Genomic DNA, 2,518 nt, shown 5'->3' with positions numbered 1-2,518 from the left:
TGACTTGCGACAAGCCGGCCTGCGTCGTCCTCGGTTTTGACCAGACCCTAACCTATGCCAAGCTTACTGAAGCCTGCCATTTGCTGCGGGAAGGCGTCCCTTTTATCGCCACTCATCCGGACATCAATTGCCCTACCAATGAACGTTCCGGCTATCTGCCTGACACAGGCGCTATGCTCAAGCTCATTGAAGCATCTACCGGCGTAACGCCGCAGTTGATTATCGGCAAGCCTCATCAGGAAATTATTAATGTCCTCATGTCTACGCTGCATTGCACTAAAGAGGAAACCGCCATGGTTGGCGACCGTCTTTATACAGATATTCAGCTGGCTGCCAACAGCGGCGTCTGCGGCGTCTTGGTCCTCAGCGGCGAATCCACCCGCAACGACATAGCCGCCAGCAGCGCTAAACCGACTTTCGTCTTTGAAAACGTCGGCGACCTAGCCAACGCCTTGCGTACGGCCGACGCCGCTCTAGGTAGAACACCCGTGCTAGCTTAAGGAAAAGCCGAGATAGGCACGAAACACAGTCCTATTCAATCATTCTCTCTGTTCCCTCTGGCTTTTCCTCTGTTCCTCTGTGTAAACGACTCTTCCCACGTACAAACAGACGCCGCTGTCTTTAAGACGGGCGTCTTTTACTTTTTCCGGCAGGAGCCTTACGCTCCGCAGCGAAATAGGAGTTAACGGACATACAATCTACCTTGGAAGGAGTCGAACGTGTAATGAATGATCGTTTTTCCTGCAAGACCATTTTTCTCGCTCTTGCCCTTTCTTTTTGGCTGCCCTCTTTGGTCTGGGCGGCGCCTGTCAAAAATGTCATTGTCTTGATGACGGACGGCACAGGCGCAACCCACACCACCCTCACCCGCTGGTACCTGAGCGGCCAGCTTCTGCCGCAGGATCCGTATGTAGTCGGAGCCGTGCGCACCTATGGAGCCGATTCGATTATTACTGATTCCGCCCCGGCCGCCAGCGCCTTTGCCACCGGCCATAAGACCGATGACAAATTTATCAGCGTCCTGCCTCCCAAGAGCACCATCCCCGGCGTAGAAGCGACGCCGCTAGCCCGGCAGTATAAACCAGTAGCCACTGTTTTGGAAGGCGCCAAGCTGCAAGGCAAAGCCGTCGGCCTTGTAGCCACCTCCAACATCCAGCACGCTAGTCCGGCCGCCTTTTCAGCGCACTGGCCGGATCGCAGCAACTATGAAGAAATCGGCAAACAACAAGTCTATTTGGATATTGACGTTGTCCTTTCCGGCGGCAGCCAGTATCTGCTACCCTCAACTGCCGGCGGCAGCCGCAAAGACGGCGTTAATTTATTCGACGTGCTGAAACAGCGAGGCTACGCCATCGCTGCCACCAATAAGGAAATGCAAACCGCAAAAAGCCCTCGCCTTTGGGGCCTTTTTGCCTCGAATGATTTAGACTACGACATGGACCGCACGACCTTGCATCCGGAACAGCCTTCCTTAGCGGAAATGACCGCCAAAGCCATTGAAACGCTGTCCCAAAACCCGAAAGGCTTTTTCCTTTTTGTAGAAGCCAGCAAGGTAGACTGGGCCTCGCATGCGAATGATCCCATCGGCGTCATCAGCGACTCCGTCGCCTATGCTAACGCCATCCGCACCGCCTTGGACTTCGCAAAAAAAGACGGCCAAACCCTGGTACTCTGCTTTGCCGACCACAGCAACGGCGGCCTGGCTATCGGCAGCAAGAAAAGCGACAAAACCTATGATCACATGCCTTATGAAAACCTTGTCGCCCCCCTGCGCCGGGCTACGCTAACCGCCGAAGGAGTCGCAACGCTGCTTAACGGTGATCGTTCCGCCGCCTCCTTGCGCGAATACATTCAACGCTACTACGGCGTGGATGATTTGAGCGACGAAGAAATTACCCGCCTGCAACAGGCCCCTGGCATCCGTTTCAATACGGTGCTAGGACACCTTCTCAGCGAACGCTCCATCCTGGCCTGGACCACAACCGGCCATACCGGCGAGGATGTCATGCTCTACGCCTACGGCCCCAACAAGCCCAGCGGCCTTATCGAAAACACCCGCCTGGCCACGTTATGCGCCGAAAGCATGGGTTTCAACCTGGATGAAGTCGATCAGCGCCTCTATGTAGAAGCCACGTCTCTCTTTGCCCCCTTAGGCGCTGCGATTTCTCTAGAAACCAACGAACTGGCCGATCCCACTTTGGTCGTCCGCCGCGGCGCCAAAGAAGCGCGTCTGCCCTGCAGCACCGACTTGCTGCTTTACGACGGCAAAACCTACCAACTTGACGGCATTACCGTTCATGCGCCCAATACCGGCCGCACCTATGTCAGCCGCCAAGCTGCAGAAATCCTGGAAAAGCAATGGTTTTAGCGAATCAGAAAAGGTACGGAAAAACGTAACGCAGAGCATTCCTGTAATATCTAAAAACGGTCTTTGAAAAAAGAAACGCCCGGCAATACAATAACAATGTGCTGACCCGACAAGATAGGCACAAGTAAATGTATTGAGGAGGCGTCTCAC

At 54.5% G+C, this 2,518-nt stretch carries 2 protein-coding genes; both read left to right on the top strand.

Going from position 1 to position 2,518, the window contains the following annotated elements:
• Window positions 1-500, top strand: a 500-nt coding sequence (locus tag PHF27_RS13270; protein WP_300071045.1) for an HAD hydrolase-like protein, incomplete at its 5' end; no start/stop codon positions are given.
• Window positions 501-724: 224 nt separating this feature from the next.
• On the top strand, window positions 725-2,368 hold the full coding sequence (locus PHF27_RS13265; RefSeq protein WP_300071042.1) for an alkaline phosphatase: 1,644 nt from the start codon (window positions 725-727) through the stop codon (window positions 2,366-2,368).
• The last annotated feature ends 150 nt before the right edge of the window (window positions 2,369-2,518 follow it).

Source organism: Anaeromusa sp. (genome assembly GCF_028691475.1).
GTDB lineage: Bacteria > Bacillota > Negativicutes > Anaeromusales > Anaeromusaceae > Anaeromusa.
Note: the sequence above shows the minus strand (reverse complement) of the source record. Positions and strands in the feature narration are given on the sequence as shown.

Coding starts and splice junctions, on each gene's coding strand:
- PHF27_RS13265 (WP_300071042.1), top strand. CDS start 725: ATGAATGATCGTTTTTCCTGCAAGACCATTTTTCTCGCTCTTGCCCTT.